This window comes from Streptomyces sp. NPDC005820, from assembly GCF_040630255.1.
In the GTDB taxonomy this organism is placed as follows: Bacteria; Actinomycetota; Actinomycetes; order Streptomycetales; family Streptomycetaceae; genus Streptomyces.
On sequence record NZ_JBEXXE010000017.1, the window covers coordinates 153,581 to 176,574 of the forward strand.

The 22,994-nt window shown below is 72.2% G+C and carries 24 protein-coding genes; 14 read left to right on the top strand and 10 right to left on the bottom strand.

The features are described 5' to 3' along the window. Window positions 1-45: 45 nt before the first annotated feature. From ABZ464_RS22315 to ABZ464_RS22335, 5 genes are all read right to left on the bottom strand, one after another. On the bottom strand, window positions 46-1,245 hold the full coding sequence (locus tag ABZ464_RS22315) for a cytochrome P450 (protein ID WP_359279368.1): 1,200 nt from the start codon (window positions 1,243-1,245) through the stop codon (window positions 46-48). Further along, on the bottom strand, window positions 1,242-1,772 hold the full coding sequence (locus ABZ464_RS22320; RefSeq protein ID WP_359279369.1) for a cupin domain-containing protein: 531 nt from the start codon (window positions 1,770-1,772) through the stop codon (window positions 1,242-1,244). The genes ABZ464_RS22315 and ABZ464_RS22320 overlap by 4 nt, the downstream gene beginning before the upstream one ends. 151 nt (window positions 1,773-1,923) lie before the next feature. Continuing rightward, entirely contained in the window at window positions 1,924-2,469 is a 546-nt protein-coding gene (locus ABZ464_RS22325) for a MarR family transcriptional regulator (RefSeq protein WP_359279370.1), read from the bottom strand. Window positions 2,470-2,507: 38 nt separating this feature from the next. Then, on the bottom strand, window positions 2,508-3,356 hold the full coding sequence (locus ABZ464_RS22330) for a fumarylacetoacetate hydrolase family protein (protein ID WP_359279371.1): 849 nt from the start codon (window positions 3,354-3,356) through the stop codon (window positions 2,508-2,510). Beyond that, the gene (locus ABZ464_RS22335; protein ID WP_359279372.1) at window positions 3,353-3,946 is read right to left on the bottom strand and encodes a carboxymuconolactone decarboxylase family protein; all 594 of its coding nucleotides are present in this window, start codon (window positions 3,944-3,946) and stop codon (window positions 3,353-3,355) included. The genes ABZ464_RS22330 and ABZ464_RS22335 overlap by 4 nt, the downstream gene beginning before the upstream one ends. An 82-nt stretch (window positions 3,947-4,028) precedes the next feature. Between ABZ464_RS22335 and ABZ464_RS22340 the strand changes: the two genes are divergently transcribed. Continuing rightward, a complete protein-coding gene (locus ABZ464_RS22340) occupies window positions 4,029-4,916 on the top strand; it encodes a VOC family protein (RefSeq protein ID WP_359279373.1) in 888 nt (295 codons plus the stop codon). 61 nt (window positions 4,917-4,977) lie between these two features. Beyond that, window positions 4,978-6,525: a phenylacetic acid degradation bifunctional protein PaaZ gene (gene paaZ / locus ABZ464_RS22345; RefSeq protein WP_359279374.1), complete on the top strand. Its 1,548-nt coding sequence runs from the start codon at window positions 4,978-4,980 to the stop codon at window positions 6,523-6,525. Window positions 6,526-6,882: 357 nt separating this feature from the next. Here paaZ and ABZ464_RS22350 read toward each other — a convergent pair whose 3' ends face one another. Then, complete coding sequence (locus ABZ464_RS22350) at window positions 6,883-7,725, bottom strand: helix-turn-helix domain-containing protein (protein WP_359279375.1); 843 nt, start codon at window positions 7,723-7,725, stop codon at window positions 6,883-6,885. Between the two features lie 145 nt (window positions 7,726-7,870). On the opposite strand from ABZ464_RS22350, the gene ABZ464_RS22355 reads away from it, so the two are divergent. The 3 genes from ABZ464_RS22355 to ABZ464_RS22365 are packed head-to-tail and all read left to right on the top strand — an operon-like array spanning window position 7,871 to window position 10,694. Continuing rightward, complete coding sequence (locus ABZ464_RS22355) at window positions 7,871-8,725, top strand: acyl-CoA dehydrogenase family protein (protein WP_359279376.1); 855 nt, start codon at window positions 7,871-7,873, stop codon at window positions 8,723-8,725. Next, window positions 8,722-9,882 (top strand): acyl-CoA dehydrogenase family protein, encoded by a 1,161-nt coding sequence (locus tag ABZ464_RS22360; RefSeq protein ID WP_359279377.1) that lies wholly within the window; start codon window positions 8,722-8,724, stop codon window positions 9,880-9,882. The genes ABZ464_RS22355 and ABZ464_RS22360 overlap by 4 nt, the downstream gene beginning before the upstream one ends. 17 nt (window positions 9,883-9,899) lie before the next feature. Next, window positions 9,900-10,694 (top strand): enoyl-CoA hydratase, encoded by a 795-nt coding sequence (locus ABZ464_RS22365; RefSeq protein WP_359279378.1) that lies wholly within the window; start codon window positions 9,900-9,902, stop codon window positions 10,692-10,694. Between the two features lie 16 nt (window positions 10,695-10,710). On the opposite strand, the gene ABZ464_RS22370 is transcribed toward ABZ464_RS22365, so the two are convergent. From ABZ464_RS22370 to ABZ464_RS22385, 4 genes are all read right to left on the bottom strand, one after another. Further along, the gene (locus ABZ464_RS22370) at window positions 10,711-11,148 is read right to left on the bottom strand and encodes a hypothetical protein (RefSeq protein WP_359279379.1); all 438 of its coding nucleotides are present in this window, start codon (window positions 11,146-11,148) and stop codon (window positions 10,711-10,713) included. Window positions 11,149-11,266: 118 nt separating this feature from the next. Beyond that, the gene (locus ABZ464_RS22375; RefSeq protein ID WP_359279380.1) at window positions 11,267-11,791 is read right to left on the bottom strand and encodes a carboxymuconolactone decarboxylase family protein; all 525 of its coding nucleotides are present in this window, start codon (window positions 11,789-11,791) and stop codon (window positions 11,267-11,269) included. Next, entirely contained in the window at window positions 11,788-12,540 is a 753-nt protein-coding gene (locus ABZ464_RS22380; RefSeq protein WP_359279381.1) for an SDR family NAD(P)-dependent oxidoreductase, read from the bottom strand. The genes ABZ464_RS22375 and ABZ464_RS22380 overlap by 4 nt, the downstream gene beginning before the upstream one ends. After that, complete coding sequence (locus ABZ464_RS22385) at window positions 12,537-13,343, bottom strand: TauD/TfdA family dioxygenase (RefSeq protein ID WP_359279382.1); 807 nt, start codon at window positions 13,341-13,343, stop codon at window positions 12,537-12,539. The genes ABZ464_RS22380 and ABZ464_RS22385 overlap by 4 nt, the downstream gene beginning before the upstream one ends. Window positions 13,344-13,509: 166 nt before the next feature. Here ABZ464_RS22385 and ABZ464_RS22390 point away from each other — a divergent pair, with 166 nt between their 5' ends. Genes ABZ464_RS22390 through ABZ464_RS22430 form a run of 9 tightly spaced genes read left to right on the top strand, consistent with a single transcriptional unit; the run spans window position 13,510 to window position 22,993 of the window. Then, window positions 13,510-14,241, top strand: a complete 732-nt coding sequence (locus tag ABZ464_RS22390) for an SDR family oxidoreductase (protein WP_359279383.1) — start codon at window positions 13,510-13,512, stop codon at window positions 14,239-14,241. After that, window positions 14,238-15,704, top strand: coding sequence for an aldehyde dehydrogenase family protein (locus ABZ464_RS22395; protein WP_359279384.1), 1,467 nt, complete (start codon window positions 14,238-14,240; stop codon window positions 15,702-15,704). Before ABZ464_RS22390 ends, ABZ464_RS22395 begins: the two co-directional genes overlap by 4 nt. Further along, window positions 15,701-16,906: a CoA transferase gene (locus tag ABZ464_RS22400; RefSeq protein WP_359279385.1), complete on the top strand. Its 1,206-nt coding sequence runs from the start codon at window positions 15,701-15,703 to the stop codon at window positions 16,904-16,906. The genes ABZ464_RS22395 and ABZ464_RS22400 overlap by 4 nt, the downstream gene beginning before the upstream one ends. 53 nt (window positions 16,907-16,959) lie before the next feature. Further along, complete coding sequence (locus tag ABZ464_RS22405; protein ID WP_359279386.1) at window positions 16,960-18,345, top strand: ABC transporter substrate-binding protein; 1,386 nt, start codon at window positions 16,960-16,962, stop codon at window positions 18,343-18,345. Window positions 18,346-18,362: 17 nt separating this feature from the next. Continuing rightward, window positions 18,363-18,554, top strand: a complete 192-nt coding sequence (locus ABZ464_RS22410; RefSeq protein WP_359279387.1) for a ferredoxin — start codon at window positions 18,363-18,365, stop codon at window positions 18,552-18,554. A 15-nt stretch (window positions 18,555-18,569) separates the two neighbouring features. Beyond that, window positions 18,570-19,922 carry a cytochrome P450 gene (locus ABZ464_RS22415; protein ID WP_359279388.1) on the top strand — a complete coding sequence of 451 codons (1,353 nt, stop codon included), beginning with the start codon at window positions 18,570-18,572 and terminating at the stop codon, window positions 19,920-19,922. Further along, window positions 19,919-21,589, top strand: a complete 1,671-nt coding sequence (locus tag ABZ464_RS22420) for an OB-fold domain-containing protein (RefSeq protein WP_359279389.1) — start codon at window positions 19,919-19,921, stop codon at window positions 21,587-21,589. The genes ABZ464_RS22415 and ABZ464_RS22420 overlap by 4 nt, the downstream gene beginning before the upstream one ends. Next, the gene (locus ABZ464_RS22425) at window positions 21,586-22,497 is read left to right on the top strand and encodes an alpha/beta fold hydrolase (protein ID WP_359279390.1); all 912 of its coding nucleotides are present in this window, start codon (window positions 21,586-21,588) and stop codon (window positions 22,495-22,497) included. The genes ABZ464_RS22420 and ABZ464_RS22425 overlap by 4 nt, the downstream gene beginning before the upstream one ends. Continuing rightward, window positions 22,490-22,993 (top strand): DoxX family protein, encoded by a 504-nt coding sequence (locus ABZ464_RS22430; protein WP_359279391.1) that lies wholly within the window; start codon window positions 22,490-22,492, stop codon window positions 22,991-22,993. Before ABZ464_RS22425 ends, ABZ464_RS22430 begins: the two co-directional genes overlap by 8 nt. Window position 22,994 lies beyond the last annotated feature (1 nt).

Below are 22,994 nucleotides of genomic sequence, written 5' to 3' on the forward strand. Positions count from 1 at the left end.
TTCTCCCGATGGGGATGGCCGATGAGGACGGCCGATGGGAACGGCTCAGGCTGCTTGCCAGGTGACGTTCAGCGAGGTCAGCCCGCGGAACACCCAGCCGTCCAGACGGTCGTCCGGGTGCTCGGCGAGGCGCAGTCCGCGCAGCCGGCTGAAGATCAGGGGCCAGGCGAGCGCGCTGACCTCGTGGCGCGCGACCCACGCGCCCATGCAGAAGTGCGGACCGCCGCCGAACGCGAGGTGCGGGCGGTGCGGCCGGTCGGGGTCGAACTCCCCGGCCCGCTCGAACACCGACTCGTCCCGGTTGCCCGAGGCGATGACCAGCGCGACCCGGCTGCCCGCCGGGAGGGTCACCCCGGCGATCTCGTACGCCTCGGTGAGCTGGCGCGGGTACATGCCGATCGGCGAGACCCAGCGGGCGGTCTCCTCGAAGACCCGCTTCCACGCGGCCGGGTCGGCGAGGACCCGGTCCAGCACCTCGGGGCGGTTCAGCAGTGCCCAGGCGCCGACCCCGAAGACGTCCCGCGGCTCGTTGACCCCGCCGCCGATGATCACCTTGACGTTGTTCTGGATCTCGGAGAGCTCCACCGGAGCGGCCGCGTGGACCATGGAGGAGATCACCGAGCCGTCGGGCTCGCGGCGGGCGGCCTCGGCGGCCTCGGCGACCGCGTCCTCGATGGCGCGGGTGGCCCGTTCGGCGCGCAGCCAGACGTCCGGGTCGTCGGCGTAGTTGCCGTTGGCGGCCATCATCGCCCGCGACCAGTCGGAGACGTCCGCGGCGCTCGCGGTGCGCAGGCCGAGGACGAGGGCCAGGTTGGCGGCGGCGAGGGGCTCGGCGAAGTCGGCGATCAGGTCGGCCTCGCCGCGGCCGGCGATCCCGTCGAGCAGGTCGTGCGCGGTCTTCTCGAAGGCGCCGGCCCACAGGTCGCGGACCTGGCGGGGGCGGGTGGGCGGCTCGGCCGCCGACCGCAGCCTGCGGTGGTCCGGGTCGTCCTCGCGGAGCATGTTCGGGCCGACCGTGCGCAGCAGCAGCGAGCCCTCCTCACGGGAGGAGAACACCTCGGGCAGCTTCTCCGCGCGGACGATGTCCTCGTGGCGGGTGAGCAGATGCCGGCCGACCGAGGGGACCCAGGCGAGCGGTGCGGTGCGGCGCAGCTCGGCGTAGGCGGGGTAGGGGTCGCGGCGCAGGTCCTCGAGGTCGAGCTCGACGACCGGTGCGCCCGGTGCGGCGGTGGCGGGCGCGCTCACGGGGTGCCGTCCGCGCCGATCAGGACGAAGAACACCGTGGCGGGCTCGGCGGTGTCGTTGCGCCAGGCGTGCCGGGTGCCGTTCTGCACGACGAGGTCACCGGGCTTGAGGACCGCGGTCTCGCCGCCGTCGAGGTCCAGGACGATCTCGCCGCTGAGGACGACGCCGTAGTCGACGGTGGGGGTGGTGTGCATGCCCGGGTTGTCGGGCTCGAAGAGCTCGGCGAGGCCGGGGGTGGCCTCCAGCTGCTCGGCGCCGGCCGCCGCGGGGTCCCAGGTCGGGTCGGCGTAGACACCGGCCGGCGGGAAGGTGACGGTGAGCGCGACGGTCTCGCCGGGGGCCGGGACGAAGGACACGAGGTCCGCCGTCGGGTCCGCGGAGGGGACGGCGGGCGCCGAGGTGTTCCACACCAGGGAGCGGGCGAAGCCGGGGGTGTGGGTGTACTGACGGGTGCGCGGCGGCTCGCCGTCACTGACGATCACGGGCTTGCCGCTGGGGCTGACACCGGTGACGACACGACGGACCATGATTCTCTCCTTTGAGAAACCGACGCGAGGGGCGTCAGGGAGGGTGGATGAACGTTAAAGCGCCTCGATGGGATTTGTTAGAGGTTTGACGGTAAAAGTTCTGACGATCTGGAGGACGGACCTGTCGCAGGGCATCGCGGTGCGGCAGGGCTCAGGCGTCGTCGGCCGGGGTCTCCTGGTTGACCAGCGTACGCAGCAGATGCACCAGCTCACTGAGCTGGTCGTCGCGCAGCACGCCCGTCCAGGCCCGCTCGCGCCGCGTCTGGGCCTCGATGGCCCGGCGCAGGGTCTCGCGGCCCTCGGCGGTCAGCTCGACCGTCAGCTGCCGGCGGTCGGACTCCACCCGTTCGCGGGCCACCAGACCCCGGCTCTCCAGGGTCGCGAGCGCGCTGGAGATGGAGGCCCGGGTGGAGCCGGAGACCCGCCCGATGTCCTGCTGGGCGAGCGGCCCGTAGACCCAGAGCGCGTTCAGGATCCGGAAGCCCGCCCAGGTCAGGCCCAGCGGCCGGTGGACATGCTTCTCGAAGTCCTTGGTCAGCCGGGCCTCGAGCCGGGTGAGGTCGGTGACCATCTCGATCGCGTCGAGATCCCGGGGCTCGGTCGTGCCCAGCTCACGATGGTGGTGGCGCAGGAGCTCGGAGAACTCCCGGGTCCGGCTGGCGCCGGCGATGCCCGGCTCGCCCACGGTGTCCGTCACGATCTCCCGCCCTTTCCGTTGGGTTCGACCGGCTGGAGTCAACCGGCGACGACCGGGTTGACCATAGTGCCGACGCCGGTGACCTCGGTCCGCAGGACCTTACCCCCGGTCAGGTAGAGGCGCGGAGTGCGGCGGACGCCGCAGCCGGCCGGGGTGCCGGTGAAGATCAGGTCGCCCGGCTCGAACGTCACCCGCTTCGACAGCCAGGCGATCAGCTCGGGCACGCTGAAGATGAGGTCCGAGGTCCGGCCCCGCTGCACCTCGAGGTCGTCGACCCAGCCCGCCACCTCGATGTCGTTCGGGTCGGCGAACTCGTCGAGCGTCACCAGGTACGGCCCGATCGGGCTGAAGGTGTCGTACGACTTCGGCAGCGTGAACTGGTTGATCGGCTTGCGCCACTGTTCCTTGCGGTCGGAGACGTCCTGACCGGCGGTGACACCGGCGACGTACGACCACGCCTCGGCCTCGGGGATGTTCTTGCCGGTCCGGCCCATGACGACGACCAGCTCGGCCTCGTAGTCGACCTTGTCGTACTGCGGCTCGACCACGATCGCGTCGTACGGGCCGACGACCGACGAGGCGAACTTCGCGAACACCGACGGCTCGTCCGGGACCGGCAGATTCGACTCCTCGGCGTGCGCCCGGTAGTTCAGCGCGACCCCGATCGCCTTGTACGGCTTGGCGACCCGGCCCAGGTGGTGCCGGTCGAACGGCTTCCAGTCCGCGTCGTCGGCGCGCTCGGCGAGGGCGCGCAGCTCGTCGTGCAGGGCCAGGTCCGACAGGACCTCCAGGCGCGGCTCGATCGCTCCCTTGCTCGCGTCCGCGATGTCGAGGGCGAGGTCGTCGCGGACGACGACCGGGCGGCCGGCGAGGTGGGCGAGCTTCATGCGGGCACATCCTTCGAGTCGGTGGGCAGGGGGAGGGGCAGCGCGAGATCGCCTTCCACCCGGACCCCGAGCGTGTTGATCACGGTCGCGATGGTCAGGTACTGGCCGACGGTGTAGAGGACGTCGATGACCTGCTCGGTGCTCAGGTGGGCCGACAGCCGCTCCCACAGGTCGTCGTCAACGTTCTGGGTCTCGACGAGCGCGTCGGTGGCGGCGAGCAGCACCCGGTCCAGCTCGTCGAGGCCGTCCCCCGCGCCGGTCGCGGCGGCCAGGATCGTCCCGTCGGCGAGTCCGGCGCGGCGGGCGATGCGCACGTGCTGGTCCCACTCGTACGCCGCCTGCGCCCGGGCGGCGATCCGCAGGATCATCAGCTCGCGGGACTTCAGCGGCAGGGTGTTCTTCCCCAGCACGTGGTTGCCGAAGACGAGGAAGCGGCGCAGCGCGTCCTCGTGGTGCGCGAGGGTCGCCCAGATCGTGTAGATCCGGCCGTCCTGATCGCGGTACGGCGCCAGCGACGCCAGGGTCTTCTCGTGCAGCTCGCTCTCGTCGACGGGCTGCAGGCGGGCCTTCTCGGGCACTTCTCCCGGCATCGTCGGACCTCCTCGGCTCGATGGCGTCAACGTATTCGTATGACCCTTGACCGTCAAGGGTCTGACAAATATCGTCTTCGCCATGACGATCCAGAGCCTGGGGTACGTGGGCATCGGCGCCCCCGACCCGACAGCATGGGCGGAGTACGCCCGCACAGTGATAGGCCTCGCGGTCGAGCCGGGAGAGCCGGGAGGGCCGGGAGGGCCGGGGGAGCCCGGCGGTTTCGCGTCCCACCGGCTGCGGATGGACCAGCACCCGTTCCGCATGTGGCTGACCGAGGCGGAGACCGGCGGGGTGACGGTCATCGGCTGGGAGGTCCGCGACCCGGCCGCCATCGACGAGACGACCGTGCGGCTCAAGGAGGCCGGCGTCGAGGTGTCCGTCGGCACCGACGAGGAGTGCCGGGACCGCCAGGTGGCCCGGATGGTGCACTTCACCGGCCCGCTCGGCATCCGCACGGAGCTCTTCTGCGGGCGCCGTCTCGCCCCCACCCAGTTCGTCTCACCGCTCGGCGTCGACTTCGTGACCGGCGACCAGGGACTCGGGCACGTGGTGATGAAGACACCCCATGTGCAGGAGGCGGTCGACTTCTACTGCGACGTCCTGGGCTTCCGGCTCAGCGACACCGCCGACTACCCCTGGGGCACCTTCTACTTCCTCGGCTGCAACCCGAGGCACCACAGCATCGCCTTCATCCGCTCGTACAAGAACGAGGGCACCCACCACATCCTGTGCGAGGTCTCCAGCCCCGAGGAGGTCGGCCGCGCCCTCGACCGCACCCGCGAGCACGACGTGCCGCTCATGGCCACGCTCGGCAAGCACGCCAACGACGGCATGTTCTCCTTCTACATGACCTCCCCGGCCGGCTTCGGCATCGAGATCGGGGCGGGCGGGGTGCAGGTCGACGAGAGCACCTGGGTCAGCCGCGTCTACACCGCCGACATCTGGGGCCACCACCCCGTCCCGTGAGCCCCTCCCCGCCCCCTGGGCGGAGCACATCCGACGTCCTCGAAGAAAGCGGGCCGCATCCATGCTCCAGAGCCATCTGCAGGACACCTGGGTCACCCCCACCGCCACCGACGGGTCCGCGACCGACGTGCACGACGCGGTCACCGGGGACCTGGTGTGCCGTGTCTCCTCCGCCGGCCTCGACCTCGCCGGGGCGTTCGGGCACGCCCGTCGCGTCGGCGGCCCCGCGCTGCGGACCCTGACCTTCCCTCAGCGGGCCGGCCTGCTGGAGGCCGTCGCCGACGCCGTGCGCGCCCGGCGCGCGGAGCTCTACGCCCTCTCCACCCGCGCCGGCGCCACCCTGAACGACGCCCGCTACGACGTCGACGGCGGTATCCGCGTCCTGCGCGACTACGCCGCCCGGGCCCGCGCCGGACTCCCGGACGCCCCGCACCTGGTCGAGGGCCCCGCCGAACGCCTCGCCCGCGGCGAGGACTTCCTCGGCGTCCACCTCGTCACCCCCTCCCCGGGCCTGATGCTCCAGGTGAACGCCTTCAACTTCCCCGTCTGGGCCCCGCTGGAGAAGCTCGCGCAGGCCGTGCTGGCGGGCATGCCGAGCGTGGTGAAGCCGGCCACCCCGACGGCGTACCTCACCGAGCACCTGGTCCGGATCGTGACGGAGGCCGGCGTTCTGCCGCCCGGCGCGCTCCAGTTGGTCGTCGGCTCGGTCCGGCCCGCCCTCGAACTCCTCGGTGAACAGGACGTCCTGTCCTTCACCGGCTCGGCGGCCACCGCCGAGACCCTGCGCACCCACGGGACCGTGGTGGCCCGCTCGGTCCGCTTCAACGCCGAGGCGGACTCCGTCAACGCGATCGTCCTCGCCCCCGACGTCACCCCCGGCTCCCCCCTCTTCGACGCGTTCGTGCGCGAGGTGGTGACCGAGATGACGGTCAAGGCGGGCCAGAAGTGCACCGCGATCCGCCGCGTTCTCGTCCCCCGTGAGCGGGAGGCCGCCGCCCTCGACGCGATCGCCGCCGAGCTGGCCGGGGTGACCGTCGGCAACCCGGCCGCCGAGGGGGTCCGGATGGGCGCGGTCGTCAGCCTCGCCCAGCGGGAGGACGTACGGCGGGCCGTGCGCCGGATCGCCGCGTCGGGGCGGTTCGTGCACGGCGACCCGGAGAAGGTGCGCGTCGTCGACGCGGACCCCGGGCGGGGCGCCTTCCTCGACACCCTCCTCGTCTCCGCCGACCCGGAGGCCGCCGCGCCGCACGAGGTCGAGCCGTTCGGACCGGCGGCGACCGTGCTGGCGTACCGGGACACCGCGCACGCGGCGGAGCTGCTGGCGCGCGGACGCGGCAGCCTCGCCGCGTCCCTGGTGAGCGACGACGTCCCGTGGACCACCGGTCTCGTCACGGAGACGGCCGCCTGGCACGGCCGGCTGCACCTGCTCGACTCGCTCACGCTGGGGCAGACCACCGGGCACGGTTCCCCGCTGCCCGCGCTGCGGCACGGCGGACCCGGCCGGGCGGGCGGAGGCTCGGAACTGGCGGGCCTGCGGGGCGTGCTGGATCTGATGCAGCGGACGGCGCTGCAGGGCTCACCGCGAGTGCTGGACGCGCTGGGGGCGTGAGACGGGGCTGAGGGGCCGCCTCGTGATGCGGCTGAGGGGCCGCCCCGTGATGCGGCTGAGGGGCCGCCCCGTGATGCGGCTGAGGGGCCGCCCCGTGACGCGGCTGAGGGGCCGCCCCGTGATGCGGCTGAGGGGCCGCCCCGTGACGCGGCTGAGGAGGCCGTCCCCTGACATGGCCGAGGAGGCCGCCCCGTGACGCGGCCGAGGAGACCGTCCCCTGACGTGGCCGAGGAGACCGCCCCGTGACGCGGCCGAGGAGACCGTCCCCTGACATGGCCGAGGAGCCCGTCCCCTGACATGGCCGAGGAGGCCGCCCCGTGATGTGCGCGGGGCGGCCTCCTCAGGTGCGTGCGGGGGTCAGGCCTTGCTGCGGGACGCTCTGGCCGGTGACTTGGGAGCCGTGGCCCGGCTCGTCGTCCGGCGGGAGGCGGTGGCCTTCTTGGCGGGAGCCTTCGCGGTGGGCTCGGGTGCCGTCGCCTGCGCCTCCGCCTCGTCCTCCGGCTGCTCTTCCGTCGCGCGAGTGGCGGTGACCGCCCCGCCCGTGATCCCGCCCAGGCAGAACGCCCACACCTCCTCGGCGGAGATCGGCGACGGATGCGCGCCGACCGGGGCCGCGGGGGCCCGCGCGGTGAACATCGCCGTCTGCATGATCAGGGAGGCGGTGCGGCGCGGCTTGGGGGAGACGGCCTGGCCCGCCGCCACGGCCTCCTCCACCAGCTCGGTGAAGAAGCCGAGCAGCGGCAGATGGGCGCTGGCCACCTGGTCGGGGTGGCTGACCAGGAGCTGGATGGCGAAGTCGGTGAACAGCGGGGACTGCGCGCCCGCCCGCGGCTCGGAGGAGTGGTACAGCAGGTCGACCGCGATCCTCAGCCGGTCCAGCGGGTCGCGTCCGGCCGCCGCTGCCTCGCGGATCTGCGCGGCCGACCGGGACAGGGCGTCCTCGAAGAGCGCGAGCAGCAGCTCGTGCTTGCCGTCGAAGTGCTGGTAGAAGCTGCGCAGCGACTGACGGGAGCGCTCCACGATCTCCTGCACCGTGAAGTCGGTGGTGCCCTTGTCGGCGATCAGCTCCTGCGCGGCGTCCAGGAAGCGCTGGACGCGTTGCTCCGCGCGCAGCTTCGCGGCGCGCGTGGAGCGCTCGACGGCACGCTGCCGCCAGGCTGGCTCGGGTGTCTCGACCGGATCTGCGGGGACGGCACTCATGGAAGAACGGTACTCCACTCATGTGAAAAGAGAGGGCGCGCCCCCTACCGAATTGCGCTGTCTCGGAAACAAGACTCTTACTTCCCCATAGCGAGAATGATATTCTCACGCGGTGTCCCTGTCGGGTCGGGGAGGGAGGCCGGGAGTGGAGTTCGAACTCGACGACGAACAGCGGCTGCTGCGCCGCACGGTGCGGGAGGCGGTCGCCAAGGTGCGCGGCCGGCCCGAGCGGGAGCAGTGGGAGACGTATCTGCGGCTCGGCTGGCTGGAGGCGCCCCCGCTGGAACTGGCGCTCATCCTGGAGGAGCTGGGGTGCGCCGCCGACCCCACCCCGTTCCTGGCCACCGCCACCTGGTTCGTCCCGCTGGCCGGCCGGCTCCCCGAGGGCAGTGGCACCGCGGTCTTCGACGGCCTCGGGCGGTACGTCCTCGACGCCGACCGCGCCGACGAGGTCGCCCTGCTCACCCCGGACGGCGTCACCGTCGTCCGCGGCGCCGAGCTGACCGCCGAGCGGATCCCCGTGCTCGACCCGCGGCTGCACGTGGCCCGGGTCCACGCGCCCGGCGAACTCCTCGTCGGCGTACCGGATCTGGCGCTCACCGGACTCGCCGCCACCGCGGTCGGCGCCTGCCGCCGGGTCCTGGACCTCGCGCTGGCCCATGTGAAGCAGCGGGTGCAGTTCGGACGGCCGCTCGGCTCCTTCCAGGCCGTCAAGCACAAGGCCGCCGACATGCATGTGGCGATCGAACGCGCCCGTGCCCTCACCCACTTCGCCGCCCTGGCGATCGCCGAGGACGACCCACGCCGCACCCGCGCCGCGCACATGGCGAAGGCGGCGGCGGGGGAGTGCCAGCGCCTGGTCTTCCGGCACGGCCTCCAGCTCTTCGGCGCGATGGGCTTCACCTGGGAGAACGAGCTGCAGTGCGCGCTGAAACGGGCCCAGTCCTGCGACCTCCTCCTCGGCACCGCGTCCGCCCACCGGAAGGCGCTGCTCCCATGATGAAACTGGCCGGCGACCCCCAGGTCGCCGCATTCCGGGCCGAGTTCGCCGCGTTCCTCGACGCGCACCTGCCCGCCGAGGCCGACGCCCGGGAACGCCCCCGCTCCAGCGCCCATGTCCCCGACTGGGCCCGCCGCTGGCAGCGCACCCTGTTCGACCACGGCTGGCTGCTCCCGGGCCAGCCCCCCGAGTACGGCGGCCGGAACGCCACCCTGCCCCAGCAGCTCGCCCACCTCCAGGAGTTGGCCGACCGCCGGATCTACCACAGCTTCAACCCCCAGGGCCTGGGAATCATCGCGGCCTCCCTGCTCACCTTCGGCACCGACGAGCAGAAGGCCCGCTGGGCGGTGCCGATCCTGCGGGCCGAGATCACCGCCGCGCTCGGCATGAGCGAACCGGAGGCGGGCTCCGACCTCGCCTCGCTGCGCACCCGGGCGGTCCTGCGGGAGGACGCCTTCGTCGTCGACGGGCAGAAGATCTGGACCTCCGGCGCCCATGACGCCGACGTCCTGCTCACCTTCGTGCGCACCGACCCCGACGCGCCCAGGCACCGGGGGATCAGCGCGCTGCTGATCCCCACCGGCACGCAGGGCGTCGTCCGCCGCCCCTTCGGCTCGATCGCCGCCGAGGACGACCTCGACTTCAACGAGGTGTTCCTCACCGGCGTCCGCGTCCCCCGCGAGAACCTCGTCGGCCCGCTGAACGAGGGCTGGCGGGTGGCGAACGGCTCCCTCGGCCATGAACGCACCCTGCTCTGGCTGTCGTACGCCGAACGCCTCGCGGACCTGGTGCGCGACGCCGCCGGCACCGGCGGCGACCAGGAGTGGTACGCCACGCTCCAGATGGACCTCCAGGCCCTGCGTCTCCTCGGCCACCGCCAGCTCGGCCCGGACCGCGACCCCGCCGAGATCTCGGTGCTGAAGCTGCTGGGCTCCGAGGCCGTCCAGAACGCCTCCCTGCACGCCCTGGAGGCGGCGGGCGCCGACGCGCTGCCGCACCCGGTGCGCACCGGCCCGTACCACCACATGAACAACGAGGACTTCGTCTCCAGCTGGTTCGAGCGCTATGCGCGCAGCTTCGCCGGCACCATCGCGGGCGGCACCAGCGAGATCCAGCGCAACATCATCGCCGAGCGCATCCTCGGCCTGCCCCGCTGACCACTCCAAGGAGCGGCATGGACCAGATCCTGTACGACGTCGAGGACGGCATCGCGACCATCGCCCTGAACCGCCCCGAGGTCGCCAACGCCCAGACCATGGCGCTCCTCGACGACCTCGACGCCGCCTTCACCCGCGCCGCCCGCGACGAGGACGCACGGGTCGTCGTGCTGCGCGCCAACGGCCGTCACTTCTCCGCCGGGCACGACCTCAAGGACCGCTGGCCGGGCCCCGGCGAGATCACCCTGGAGTGGATCTACGACGCGGAGACGCGCCGCTATCTGGAGTACTCCCTGAAGTGGCGCAACCTGCCCAAGCCCACCATCGCGGCGGTCCAGGGCAAGTGCATCGCCGCCGGGCTGATGCTGTGCTGGCCCTGCGATCTGATCGTCGCCGCCGAGAACGCCGAGTTCTCCGACCCGGTGGTGCACATGGGCATCGGCGGAGTCGAATACCACGGCCACACCTGGGAGCTGGGCCCGCGCAAGGCCAAGGAGATCCTCTTCACCGGCCGGCCGCTGACCGCCCGGGAGGCCGAACAGGCGGGCATGGTCAACAAGGTGGTGCCCCTGGACGAACTCGACGCCTCCGTCCGGGAACTGGCCCACCGCATCGCCCGCATGCCCCCCTTCGGCCTGCGCCAGGCCAAGCGCGCCGTCAACCAGACCCTCGACGTCCAGGGCTTCTACGCCGCCCTGCAGTCGGTCTTCGACATCCACCAGACCGGCCACGGCAACGCCCTCAGCGTGGACGGCTTCCCGATCCTGACCCGGCTGGAGGAGATGAAGCAGCACGTCAGAGGGGGCTCATGAGCCCCTGGGGGCCGGCCTAGCTCACGCCGCCGAGTACCGCCCTGCCCTCGGCCGCCGCCCTGGTGAAGAAGGGGAGGAGGTCATCGAGGTCCCAGTGCTCGGTGCGCAGGCCCCGGGCGACCTCTGCGACCTCGTCGGGGGTGAGGAAGTGCGCCGGGCCGTAGCCGAAGTCGTACGCCTCGACGACGGCGCAGTCATGGCCGGCGGCCCGCGCGAGCCAGGGGTACGCCGACTGCCAGTCCCCGGTGCCCTGCTCGGCCCGGGCCCGGCCCTCGGCGATGTCCGACAGCAGGCGGTAGTCGTAGCCGAAGGAGTCCGCGTCGGAGTGGACGCCGGCGACCACGGGATCCGGGTCGTCCTCCTCGGAGAACAGGGCGTCGATCAGCTGGGGACGCTCCTGGACCGCCGCCAGTACAGCGGGGTCGATCTTCACCAGGTCGAGCCACATCGACATGCCGTCACGTCCTTTCCGGGGCCCTCGGCGGCGCGGAGGGGCTGGGGGACCGGACGATAACGGGGGGCACTGACAGCGGGCGGCGGCCGGTGGGCCCGGCCGCCCGCCGCCCCGGTTCTCACGTCTCGTCGAAGCCGCCGTCCGGGAGGCCCTCGTCGAGCTCAAGACCGAAGGTGTTGTACGCCATGGCCTGCATCGCGTACGCGCCGACGGTGAACACGAATTCCATCAGCTGCCGTTCGTCCAGTTCCTTCGCGAGCTCCGCGTAGGTCTCGTCGCAGAGGGTCGAGGTGGTCTCCAGTTCGTCCACGGCCCGGTTGAGCGGAGTGTCGGCGCCCTGTCGTACCTGCTCCAACTCCTCTTCCGTGACCCCGGCCTGACGTGCCATCAGCAAGTGGTGCGCCCACTCGTAGCGGCAGCGCCGCCGCCAGGCGACCCGCAGGACGGCCAGCTCCCGCGTCCTGGCGGGCAACGTGCCGCGGTACACGAGCTGGGTGCTGAAGGTGAGGAACGCCCTGGCCAGGTGCGGGTGGTTCAGGAGCAGGCCGAGGGCGTTGGACGGCGGTATCGTGCGCCCGCCGGTCAGCGGACGCAGGACCTCGGCGTCCCAGTCCTCGTACGGAACCGGTGGCAGCCTCGTCATGTGTTGCGGCCCCCGTTCACCCCGAGGATCTGACCGGTGATGTAACCGGCCTCCTCGCTCACCAGGAAGGAGCAGGCCGCCGCGATGTCCTCGGGGCGCCCGACCCGCCGTACCGGGGTGCGCGCGATGTGGTCCTCCACGGAGCCGCCCAGCTGCTGCTTGCGCTCGGCGGTGCGCAGCATCGGGGTGTCGACGAAGCCGGGCGGGACCGCGTTGACGGTGATGCCGCGCGGGCCGAGCTCCAGGGCCAGGGACTTGGTCAGGCCGTTCACCGCGGACTTGGCCGCGACGTAGTGCGCCATGAAGGGCTGGCCGGAGTGCGTGCTGCTGGAGGATATGTTGACGATCCGGCCCCAGCGGCCCTCCCACATGTCCGGCAGCGCGGACTGGACGCAGTGGAAGACGCCGTTGAGGTTGATGTCGACGACCCGCTGCCAGTCGGCGAAGGTCAGATCGCCGAAGCGGGTGAAGCCGTCCTTCCCGGCCGCGTTCACCAGCACCGAGATCGGGCCGAGGCGTTCACGGACGGCGTCCATGGCCTTGTCGACCTGCTCCCGGTCGGTGACGTCGGCCGTGAGGCCGTGCCCCTCCTCGGCGGGGATGAGGTCGAGGACGGCGACCTGCAGACCGTCGGCGGCCAGCCGCCGGGCGATGGCCCGGCCGATCCCGGAGGCGCCGCCGGTGACGACGGCGGTCCTGACCGGGGCGACCGGGCCGGCGGGGGCCCCGGGGACGTCGGCGCCGCTCACCCGAACGCCTCCTCGCCGACGACCGTCGTCCGGTGCAGCAGCCGCTCGGAGTTCTCGTCGTAGGGCAGCGCCCGGTGCAGGATCCCGGTGTTGTCCCAGACGACGAGGTCGCCGACGGTCCAGTCGTGGGTGTAGCAGAACCGGTCCTGGGAGCTCCAGTCGAGCAGCTCGTCCAGCAGGGCGCGGCTCTCCTCGGGGTCCATGCCCACGACGTGGTCGGCGGTGGTGCCCGTGACCAGTGAGCGGCGGCCGTCGCGGCGCCGCCAGACCAGGGACATCTCGTGGGTCGGCTGGGTGCGCCAGCCCGCCACCTCCTCCTCGGTCGGGTCCGGGTTCACCAGCCGTTGCGAGGCCTCGAAGCTGTGCACCACGCGCAGGTTCTCGTACCGCTCGCGGTCCTTCCCGGGCAGGTTCTCGTAGGCGGCGTAGGTGCTGGCGAACTGGGTTCCGCCGCCCACGGCGGCGATATGACGGGCCGTCAGCGTGGTCGCCTTGACGGGTACGTCGTCGGTGGTGCCGTCGAGGTGCCAGTAGAAGGCGCCCTTCAGGTACTTGGCGGTGCTGCTGACCGCCGGGTCCAGGGAGATCGGGAAGATCTCCCGGCCCCGGAGCGAGACCACCTCGCCGAGCCGCCGGCTGAACGCCAGCTGCTGCTCGTCGTCGAGGTGCAGCCCGCGGACCAGCAGGACTCCCCGCCATTTCAGGGCCTCGGCGGCGCGTTCGACGAAGGCGTCGTCGAGGGGATCGGCCACGCCCGTGAACTCCACCCCGAGCGACGGGCTCAAGGCCTTCGAATCGATCATGGAAACACCCCTTCCATTCGTGAGAACCATATTCTCATCATGGTCGGGACCGGAAGTGGAGAGCATCAGATTCTCTTGCCCGGATCCTTGATTCGCGCAAATAGAGAATGTAGTTTCCGGACAACCGGGGTCCGACCATCGGGGGCCTACCGAACAAGGAGGCGGGATGCGGTTCAAGGACAAGGTGGCGATCGTCACCGGAGCCGGCCAGGGCATCGGCGAGGGGTACGCCAAGGCACTGGCCGCCGAGGGCGCCAAGGTGGTCGTCGCCGAACTGAACGAGGAGCAGGGGCAGCGGGTCGCCAAGGAGATCGGCGACGCCCTCTTCGTGCGGGTCGACGTCGCCGACCCGGCCTCGGCGCAGGCCCTCGCCGACACCGTCGTCGCCGAGCTCGGGCGCATCGACTACCTGGTCAACAACGCCGCGATCTTCCACGGCATGCGCCGCGAGGGCATCGTCACCGTCGACTACGACTACCTCGACCGCTTCCTCAAGGTGAACCTGCTGGGCGCGCTGCACGTCACCCGCGCCGTCCTGCCGCACCTGACGGAGGGCGCGGCGATCGTCAACCAGTCGTCCACCGCCGCCTACCAGCCCACCGGGTTCTACGGGCTGGCCAAGGCCGGCCTCAACCATCTCACCGTCTCCCTCGCCGCCGAGCTCGGCGGGCGCGGCATCCGCGTCAACGCGATCGCCCCGGGGCCGACGGACACCGAGGCCACCCGCAGCATCGTCCCCGAGGAATACCGGGGCGCGATGGTGCAGAACCTCGCCCTCAAGCGTCTGGGCACCCCCGCCGACCAGGCGGGCGCGGTGCTCTTCCTGCTCTCCGACGACGCGAGCTGGCTCACCGGGCAGATCATCGCGGTGGACGGCGGACAGGTGGTGCGGCTGTGAGCTCCCTCATCGTCAAGTCGCTGCTGATCGACGGCAAACTGGTCGCGGCGGAGACCACCTTCGCCTCCCACAACCCCGCCACCGGCGAACTGCTCGGCCACGCCCCGGACGCCACCACGGCGGACGCGGAGAGCGCCGTCGCCGCCGCCCGCCGCGCCTTCGACACCACCGGCTGGTCCACCGACCGGGAGCTGCGGCTTCGCTGTCTGCGCCAGTTGGAACGTGCCCTCGACGAACACCGCGAACAGCTCCGCGAGTTGACCATCGCCGAAGTGGGCGCCCCGCGCCAGCTCACCCACGGCCCCCAGCTCGACGAGCCGATCGGCCTGGTGACGTACTACGCCGACCTGCTGGAGACGTACGAGTTCAGCGAGGACCTCGGGGAGATCGAGTCGCGCGGCCGGCGCCACCACCGCTGGGTGGAGAAGGAGGCCGCCGGAGTCGTCGCCGCGATCCTGCCGTACAACTACCCCAACCAACTCGCCCTCGCCAAGCTCGCCCCCGCACTCGCGGCCGGCTGCACGGTCGTCCTCAAGGGCGCCCCGCAGAACCCGCTCATCACCCTCGCCCTCGGCGAACTCATCGCCGAACACACCGACATACCCCCGGGCGTCGTCAACGTGCTCAGCTCCTCGCGCGCCGAGGTCGGCGAACTCCTCACCACCCACCCGGACATCGACGCCGTCACCTTCACCGGGTCGACCCCCGTCGGCCGGAAGATCATGGCCGCCGCCGCGGACACCGTGAAGCGGGTCTTCCTCGAACTCGGCGGCAAGTCCGCGATGATCGTCTTCGAGGACGCGGACTTCCCCAAGGCGGCCATGTTCGCCGCGTTCACCATCTGCTCCCACTCCGGCCAGGGCTGCGCCCTCACCTCCCGGCTCCTCGTCCCGCGCGCCCACCACGACGAGATCGTCCGGCTCGTCGCCGCCGGCCTCGACCGGGTCAAGGTCGGCGACCCCACCGACCCGAAGACCACCATGGGCCCGCTCATCAGCGAGCAGCAGCGCGACAAGGTCGACGGCATGGTGCGGCGGGCGGTCGCGGACGGCGCGACCCTCGTGCGCGGCGGCCACGCCATCGACCCCGGCTGGTTCTACGAGCCCACCCTCCTCGCCCACGTCGACCCCGACAGCGAGATCGCCCAGGAGGAGGTCTTCGGACCGGTCCTCGCGGTGATCCCCTTCGACGACGAGGAGGACGCCGTCCGCATCGCCAACCACTCCCGGTACGGCCTGTCCGGCGCCGTCCACAGCGCCGACGAGGACCGCGCGCTGCGCGTCGCCCGCCGCATCCGCACCGGCACCTTCTCCCTCAACGGCGGCAACTACTTCGCCCCCGACGTGCCCTTCGGCGGCTACAAGCAGTCCGGCGTCGGCCGGGAGAGCGGACGGGCGGGCTTCGAGGAGTTCCTGGAGGAGAAGTCGTTCGCCCGGATCGTCGTACCGCAGGACCCGGCGTGAGGCCCCTCGAAGGGATCCGCGTGCTGGAGGTCGCGATGTACGGCTTCGTGCCCTCCGCCGGGGCCGTGCTCGCCGACTGGGGCGCCGACGTCGTCAAGGTCGAGCACGCCGTCACCGGCGACCCGCAGCGCGGACTGCGCCAGACCGGCACCTTCAAGGTCGAGGGCGACCCCAACCCGAACGTCGCCCACGCCAACCGGGGCAAGCGCTCCCTCGGCCTCGACATGGCCACCGAGGACGGCCGCGAGGTGCTGTACGAGCTGGCCCGGGGCGCCGACGTGTTCCTCACCAGCTTCATGCCCGCCTCCCGCGCCCGCCTCGGCATCGACGTCGACGACATCCGCGCGGTCAACCCCCGGATCGTCTACGCCCGGGGCAGCGCCCTCGGCCCGCGCGGCCCGGAGTCCGACAAGGGCGGCTACGACATGACCGCCTTCTGGTCCCGCGCCGGCACCGCCCGCACCCTCACCCCGCCCGGCACCGAGGGCCTGATCAGCCCGCCCGGACCGGCCTACGGCGACACGGTCTCCGGCACCAACCTCGCGGGCGGCATCGCGGCCGCCCTGCTGCGCCGCGAGCGCACCGGAGAGGCGGCGATCGTCGACGTGTCCCTGCTCGGCAGCGGACTGTGGGCGCTCGGCCACTCCATCGGGCTCTCCCTCCACCTCGACCGGGCCTGGGAGGGCGTCACCCCGAGCGCCCACGGCTCCCCGACGAACCCCCTCTCCGGCCTCTACCGCACCGCCGACGACCGCTGGATCTCCTTCGTGATGCTCCAGCCCGCGAAGTTCTGGGCGAACGTCTGCCGCTGCCTCGGCCGCCCCGACCTCGCCGGCGACCCCCGGTTCGCCACAGCCGAGTCCATCGCCGCGCACACCGACGACGCCGTGAAGATCCTCCGCGAGGTGATCGCCACCCGCACCCTCGCCGAGTGGTCCAGGGACCTCGCCGCGCTGGACGGCCCCTGGGCGCCGGTCCAGGACACCCTCCAGGCCGCCGCCGACGCGCAGGTGCGCGCCAATGGCTACATCGGACAGGCCGGCGAGCTCGAACTCGTCGCCAGCCCGGTCCAGTTCGACGTCGAGGACACCCGCCTCGGCCCCGCTCCCGAGTTCGCCGCGCAGACGGAGGAGATCCTCTCCGAGCTCGGCTACGACTGGGACCGCATCCTCGCGCTCAAGGCGAGCGGCGCGGTCACCTGAATCCCGCTGTTCCTCGCCCGGACGACGGTGTCCGGGCTCCCCGAGGAGGCCCCTTGCGCAGGCTGCTCATCGGCTCGGTCACCGTGCTCGCGGTGCTGCTGGCCGGCTGCTCCACCAGATCCGACGACGACACGAACTCCGACACCGGGCAGAAGGCGACCCCCGCGGCCGGGGCGTCCGCGGCCTCGGCCGACTTCGGCACCCTGAAGAACGTCTGCGGTCCCGGCACCGCCAAGTCCTCGTCGGTCCAGGGCGTCACCGACAAGAGCGTCCAGGTCGGCGTCATGTCCGACGTCGGCTACACCAAGAAATCCGAATTCCCCGACGCCGCCAAGGTGTTCACCTCCTGGTGCAACGACGCCGGCGGCATCGACGGGCGCAAGATCGTCGCCGTCACCCGCGACAGCAGGCTCATGCAGGTCCGCCAAGCCGTCCTGGACGCCTGCAAGTCCGACTTCGCCCTGGTCGGCGGCGGCTCCGCACTGGACGCCCTCGGCGTGCAGGACCGTCTGAAGTGCCTGCTGCCCGCCTTCCCCGCCCAGTCCAGCCAGATCGGCGCCATCGGCTCCGACCTCCAGGTCCTCTCCGGCGGCGCCGCCCCCGACTACTTCCAGTACGCCGGCTACTACACCTGGCTGCTGAAGGACAAGTACCCCGACTCCGCGCAGAAGGTCGGCATCATCTCCGGCGACTCCCCCGTCACCAAGGTGATGTCCGGCCAGTTCAAGGAGGCCGTCGGCGGCCTCGGCGGCAAGGTCTCCTACAACGACCTCTACCCGGCGGCCGGCGTCTCCGACTGGACGCCGTACGCCCAGTCCCTCAAGACCAAGGGAGTCAAGGGCCTCGTCTTCCTCGGGGACTTCGCGAGCCTCGCCAAGCTGGAGCAGGCGCTCACCAACATCGGCTACACCCCCGACTGGATCGACGCCAACAGCAACGCCTACGGCCCCGCCTTCCTCCAGCTCGCGGGCACGGCACTGGCGAAGCAGCACAACTACGCCGAACTCTTCGCCACCGCCCCGCTGGAGAGCGCCGCCGAGAACCCGGCCACCCAGCAGGTGATCGACCTGTTCAAGAAGTACGCGCCGGACAAGCAGGTCACCTACCCGGTGCTGCGCGCCTTCTCCGCCTGGCTGCTGTTCGCCACCGCCGCGAGGGACTGCGCCGAACTCACCCGCAAGTGCGTGTACGACAACGCGGTCAAGCAGACCGCCTGGACCGGCGGCGGCCTCCAGGCCCCGGCCGACCTGAGCAAGGCGGACGTCCCCTCGAAGTGCTACTCGATCGTCGAGGCCACCGCGAAGGGCTGGCAGCTCGCCGACTTCCAGCCGACCACCGGCGTCTACCGCTGCGACGCCCCCACCTACAAGTACAAGGCCGACTACGGCAAGCCGGCCACTCTGGCGGACGTCGGCAAGTCCCTGGCCGACCTCACCTGAAAGGGAGGTGAACCACCGTGAAGGTACGCGTCGACCCCGAGCGCTGCCAGGGCCACACCCTGTGCTTCATGCGCGCCCCGGAGGTCTTCGAACTGAGCGAGATCGACGGGCACTCCACACCGGTCACCGACGAGGTGCCCGAGGACCAGGAGGGAGCGGTCGTCGAAGCCGTCCGCTCCTGCCCCGAACGAGCCATCGGCGTGTTCTGAGAGGAGGCACAGCGGATGACCGACGACGAGTCCCGTAAACACCCCCGAGTCCACTTCGACCGGCACGCCCCCGAGTACCGCGACCGGTTCGAGGAGGAGACCCGCTCCTTCCACGAGGGCTGCCCGCTCGCCTGGTCCGACACCTACGGCGGGCACTGGGTGGCCGCGGGCAACCGCGAACTGCTCGCTTTCGCCCGCGCCCAGGAGAAACTCTCCAACGACCACGACGTGCACGGCGAGCGCCGCGGCTACCAGGGCATCAACATCCCCGCCCCGGCCCGCGGGCGCGGCATCCGCGGCGGCTTCCTGGAGATGGACCCGCCCGAGCAGCGCGCCTACCGCGGCGCCCTCAACCCCTATCTGTCCCCGGCGGCGATCGCCCGCTGGATCCCCTTCATCGACGAGGTGGCCCGCGCCTGCCTCGACGAGCGGATCGAGTCCGGCCGGATCGACTTCGTCGACGACCTCGCCAACATCGTCCCCGCCGTCTTCACCCTCGCCATGATGGGCATCCCGCTGAAGAAGTGGGAGCTGTACAACGAGCCCGCCCACGCCGGCGTCTACACCCCGCCGCACTCCCCGGAGATGGCCCGGGTGGTCGAGGCCCACCGGGCCATGCTCAAGGACATCGGCGCCACCCTCCACGAGGTGCGGGCGAACCCGCGCCCCGGTCTCGCCGACGCCCTGGCCCGGATGGAGATCGACGGCGAGCCCCCCTCCGACGGCGATCTCGTCGGCGCGCTCGCCCTCCTCATCGGCGGCGGCTTCGACACCACCACCGCGCTCACCGCCCACGCCCTGGAGTGGCTCTCCCAGCACCCCGCCGAACGGGCTCGGTTGAGCCGTGAACGGGGGCCCCTCCTCGACTCGGCGACCGAGGAGTTCCTCCGTTACTTCACCCCGGCGCCCGGCGACGGCCGGACCGTCGCGGAGGACTGCGAGATCGCCGGCAAGGAGTTCCGGGAGGGCGACCGGCTCTGGCTGTCCTGGGCGATGGCCAACCGCGACCCGGCCGTCTTCCCCGACCCCGACCGCGTCGACCTCGCCCGCCCCGGCAACCGCCACACCGCCTTCGGCCTCGGCATCCACCGCTGCATCGGATCCAACGTGGCCCGTACGGTGTTCAAGCGGATGCTCATCCAAGTCCTCGACCGCGCACCGGACTTCGTGTGCGATCCCGAGGGCGCCGTCCACTACGAGACCATCGGCGTCATCCAGGGCATGCGCCACCTGCCCGCCACCTTCACCCCGGGCCCCCGGCTCGGACCCGGTCTGGCGGAGACCCTGGAGACGCTCCAACGGGTCTGCGACGAACAGGGGTTGGCGGAGCCGGTCACCGTCCGCAAGGCGGAGGCGAAGGTCCGTTGAGCCCGCAGCACGAGCAGAACGCCCGTCAGCGACCGGCCGTGTCCCAGGAGAGCGAGTTCTTCTGGACCTCCGGCCGCGACGGGCGGCTCCGCTTCCAGGCCTGCACTGCCTGCGAGGCCCTCGTCCACCCGCCGCAGCCGGTGTGCCGGTACTGCCGCTCCCACGACCTCGCGATCCGCGAGGTCTCCGGCCGTGCCACCCTCATCGGCTTCACCGTCAACCACCGCTTCCCCTTCCCCGGCCTGCCCACCCCGTTCGTCGTCGCCCAGGTGGCCGTCGAGGAGGACCCCCGGGTCCGTCTGACCACCAACGTCGTCGACTGCGCACCGGAGGACCTGCGGATCGGCCTGCGCATGGAGGCCGTCTTCGAACAGGCCGACGACACCTGGCTCCCGCTGTTCCGCCCGGCCCCCGACCAGCCGCCCCCGGCCGGGCTCCCCCCGGACGACCCACCCCCCGAACGCGTCCGCGCCCACATCCGCCCCCCGGTGAGCTCCCGCAGGTTCGAGGAGCGGGCCGTCATCAGCGGCGCCGGCGCCTCCCGGCTCGGGCGCCGGCTGATGGTGCCGCCGCTCGAACTCACCGTGCAGGCCTGCGAGAAGGCCGTCGCCGACGCCGGACTCACCTTCGACGACATCGACGGCCTCTCCACCTACCCCGGCGGCGGTGCGTACGGCGGCTTCGCCGAAGGCGGGGTCACCGCCCTGGAGTCGGCCCTCGGCATCCGGCCCGTCTGGCACAACGGCGCCGGCGAGACCTTCGGCCCCGGCGGCTCGGTCATCGCCGCGATGCTCGCCGTCGCGGGCGGACTCGCCCGGCATGTGCTGTGCTTCCGTACGGTGTGGGAGGCGACGTACGCCGAACTGATCCGCCAGGGACGCCTCCGCCTGCCCCGACCGGCGGGCCCCGAGGGCTGGTTCAAGCCCTTCGGCGCCGTCTCACCCGCGATCATGCTGGCGATGAACGCCCAGCGCCACATGCACCGCTACGGCAGCACCCGCGAGACGCTCGGCTGGATCGCCCTCAACCAGCGCGCGGGGGCCGCCCTCCACCCGGACGCCATCTACCGCGACCCGCTCACCATGGACGACTACCTGTCCGCTCGCACCATCACCACCCCCTTCGGCCTCTACGACTGCGACGTCCCCTGCGACGGGGCCACCGCCGTCGTGGTCTCCGCCGCCGAGACCGCCCCCGACCGCCCCAGGCCCGCGATCAGGATCGAGGCGGTCGGCACCCAGATCGTCGAACGCCCCGAATGGGACCAGGCCACCCTCACCCACGAACCCCAAGTGCTGGGCCAGGCAGCCCACTTGTGGACCCGTACCGCACTGCGCCCCGCCGACGTCGACGTGGCGCTGCTCTACGACGGCTTCACCTTCAACTGCCTGTCCTGGCTGGAGGCGCTCGGCTTCTGCGGCATCGGCGAGGCCCGGGACTTCCTGGACGGCGGCAAGAACATCGCCCGCGACGGCGTGCTCCCGCTCAACCCGCACGGCGGCCAGCTCTCCCACGGCCGCACCCACGGCATGGGTCTGCTGCACGAGGCCGTCGTCCAGCTGCGCGGCGAGGGCGGCGCGCGGCAGGTGGCCGGCGCGCGGACGGCCGTGGTCTCCAGCGGCGGTCTCACCCCCGGCGGCGTACTCCTGCTCAGGACGGACGGATGACCTCACTCGGACCCGAACTCACCACCGCCGTACGGCGAGAAGTCGTCGACGTGCACGGCGTGCCCGCCTCCGCGCTCGTCGCCGAGGCGCCCCGCCCGCAGGCGGTGATCGTCGCCCTGCACGGCGGCGCCACCACCTCCGCCTACTTCGACCACCCCGGCCACCCCCGGCTCTCCCTCCTGCGCACCGCGGTCGCCGCCGGCTTCACCGTGATCGCCCTCGACCGTCCCGGCTACGGCAGTTCGGCCGGGCACGAGGAGCTGATGCACACCCCCGAGCAGCGCACGGACTTCGCCTTCGCGGCCGTCGAGGCGCTGCTGGAGGGCCGGGAGCGCGGGGTCGGCGTGTTCCTGTGGGCCCACTCGGCGGGCTGCGAGCTCACCGTGCGGATGGCGAGCGACCCGCGCGGCGCGGACCTGCTCGGCGTCGAACTCGCCGGGATGGGCCGGGTGCACCACCCCAACTCCCTGCGGGCGATGGAGGAATGGCGCCGTGACCCGTCCCGCACCCGGCCCAACCTGCGCCGTGTCCTGTGGCATCCGCCGCACGCCTACCCGCCGGACGTGCACGGCGGCCGGGGCATCGGCGCGGCCTCGCCCGCCTACGAGGGCCATCGCGTGAACTGGCAGGCGGAGTTCGAGGAGCTCGCCGGACGCGTGCCGGTGCCCGTGCATCTGACCGTCGCCGAGTACGAGCAGGTCTGGCTGAGCGGCCCCGAGGGCCTCGCCGACCTCGCCTCCCTCTTCACCGGGGCGCCCCGCGTCGTACGGCACGAACAGGCGGGCGCGGGCCACAACACCAGCGTCGGCCGCACCGCCCTCGCCTACCATCTGCACGTCCTCGCCTTCGTGGAGGAGTGTGCGCTGGGCGTCCGGGCGCTGCCGGGCCTGGAGGGCCGCCATGGGTGAGGCCTCGGACGCGGCCCTGCTGCTGGTGCGGGCCGTCCTCGGCGCGGTCATGGCGGCCCACGGCTGGAACCACTGGCGCGGCGGCGGAGGCATCACCGGCACCGCGGGCTGGTTCGCCGGCCTCGGCCTGACCCGGCCCCGCCTCCAGGCCTGGCTGAGCGTCCTCACCGAACTCGGCGCGGGCGCCCTGCTGTTGGCGGGCCTGTTCACCCCGCTGGCCGGTGCGGCGGTCCTCTCCGTGATGCTCGTCGCGGGACTGCTCGCCCACCGCCGCAACGGCTTCTTCGTCTTCAGGGAGGGCTACGAGTACGTCCTCGTCCTCGGCGCCCTCGCACTGGCGCTGGGCGTGTGGGGCCCGGGGAAGTACGCGCTCGACGAGGCGGCCGGCACCGCTGTCACCGGCTGGACGGGTGCGGCGCTGACCGCCGGGACGGCCGTCGTGGCCACCGCCGGACTGCTGGCCGTGTTCTGGCGGCCCCGGACACAGGAGGACTGAA

Bases quoted from the DNA above. Each gene is read 5' to 3' on its own strand.
- ABZ464_RS22320 (WP_359279369.1), bottom strand. From the start codon at position 1,772: ATGGTCCGTCGTGTCGTCACCGGTGTCAGCCCCAGCGGCAAGCCCGTG.
- ABZ464_RS22330 (WP_359279371.1), bottom strand. From the start codon at position 3,356: ATGAAGCTCGCCCACCTCGCCGGCCGCCCGGTCGTCGTCCGCGACGAC.
- ABZ464_RS22335 (WP_359279372.1), bottom strand. From the start codon at position 3,946: ATGCCGGGAGAAGTGCCCGAGAAGGCCCGCCTGCAGCCCGTCGACGAG.
- ABZ464_RS22340 (WP_359279373.1), top strand. From the start codon at position 4,029: ATGACGATCCAGAGCCTGGGGTACGTGGGCATCGGCGCCCCCGACCCG.
- paaZ (WP_359279374.1), top strand. From the start codon at position 4,978: ATGCTCCAGAGCCATCTGCAGGACACCTGGGTCACCCCCACCGCCACC.
- ABZ464_RS22350 (WP_359279375.1), bottom strand. From the start codon at position 7,725: ATGAGTGCCGTCCCCGCAGATCCGGTCGAGACACCCGAGCCAGCCTGG.
- ABZ464_RS22360 (WP_359279377.1), top strand. From the start codon at position 8,722: ATGATGAAACTGGCCGGCGACCCCCAGGTCGCCGCATTCCGGGCCGAG.
- ABZ464_RS22365 (WP_359279378.1), top strand. From the start codon at position 9,900: ATGGACCAGATCCTGTACGACGTCGAGGACGGCATCGCGACCATCGCC.
- ABZ464_RS22370 (WP_359279379.1), bottom strand. From the start codon at position 11,148: ATGTCGATGTGGCTCGACCTGGTGAAGATCGACCCCGCTGTACTGGCG.
- ABZ464_RS22375 (WP_359279380.1), bottom strand. From the start codon at position 11,791: ATGACGAGGCTGCCACCGGTTCCGTACGAGGACTGGGACGCCGAGGTC.
- ABZ464_RS22385 (WP_359279382.1), bottom strand. From the start codon at position 13,343: ATGATCGATTCGAAGGCCTTGAGCCCGTCGCTCGGGGTGGAGTTCACG.
- ABZ464_RS22390 (WP_359279383.1), top strand. From the start codon at position 13,510: ATGCGGTTCAAGGACAAGGTGGCGATCGTCACCGGAGCCGGCCAGGGC.
- ABZ464_RS22415 (WP_359279388.1), top strand. From the start codon at position 18,570: ATGACCGACGACGAGTCCCGTAAACACCCCCGAGTCCACTTCGACCGG.
- ABZ464_RS22425 (WP_359279390.1), top strand. From the start codon at position 21,586: ATGACCTCACTCGGACCCGAACTCACCACCGCCGTACGGCGAGAAGTC.
- ABZ464_RS22430 (WP_359279391.1), top strand. From the start codon at position 22,490: ATGGGTGAGGCCTCGGACGCGGCCCTGCTGCTGGTGCGGGCCGTCCTC.